The 793-nt window shown below is 62.0% G+C and carries 1 protein-coding gene; it reads left to right on the forward strand.

Annotated features, from left to right (window positions below; translation table 11 throughout):
- A partial coding sequence (locus AACY52_RS28730; protein ID WP_339561130.1) for a thiamine pyrophosphate-dependent enzyme occupies positions 1 to 793 on the forward strand: 793 nt, incomplete at both ends.

A 793-nucleotide genomic window follows, 5' to 3' on the forward strand; every position in this document is an offset into this window, starting at 1 on the left:
CTGCTCGACCTGGCGGCGCTGCCCGTCGTCGGCACGTTCCAGGCGGCGGGTGCGGTTTCGGAACGCGAGTTCGCCGTATTCGGTGGGCGTGTCGGGCAAATCGCCAATCAGGCCGCCGACACCTTGCTTGAGTCCGCCGACCTGGTCGTCACGATCGGCTACGATGCGGTCGAATATTGGCCATCGATCTGGAACCAGGGATCGGATCGGCCGATCGTCCATATCGACGTAGTCCCGGCGCAGATTGAGAACGCCTATAACCCCTCCGTCGAGGTCATCGGCGATATCGAGGCCAGCCTGACCCGGCTGACCCCGCAGCTTACGCGCAAGGCACCTTCCGCAAAAGCCGCGACGTTGCTCGAGGTGATCGCCGCAGACCGCGTCCAACTGCTCACCGAAGCTGCCGCGCAAGGCGGGACGCCCGTCCATCCACTGCGCATTATCGCCGAACTCCAGAAGATGCTCACGCCCGACGTTACGCTCTGCTCGGACATGGGGTCGTTCAGCCTGTATCTGTCGCGTTATCTCACCAGCTTTCGCGCACGTCAGGTGTTGATCTCCAATGGTCAGCAAACCCTGGGCGTGGCACTGCCGTGGGGTATCGCCGCCAGCATCGTTCGTCCGAGCGAGAAAGTGCTGTCGGTCTCGGGAGACGGCGGATTTCTGTTTTCCGGCATGGAATTGGAAACCGCGGTGCGACTGAAATCGAACCTTGTCCACATGATCTGGATCGACGGCAGCTACAACATGGTCGCCGCGCAGGAGGAGCTGAAATACGGTCGCCATTCGGGCA

Origin of the sequence: Pseudomonas sp. EA_65y_Pfl1_P113 (assembly GCF_963970525.1) — a bacterium.
In the GTDB taxonomy this organism is placed as follows: Bacteria; Pseudomonadota; Gammaproteobacteria; order Pseudomonadales; family Pseudomonadaceae; genus Aquipseudomonas; species Aquipseudomonas tritici.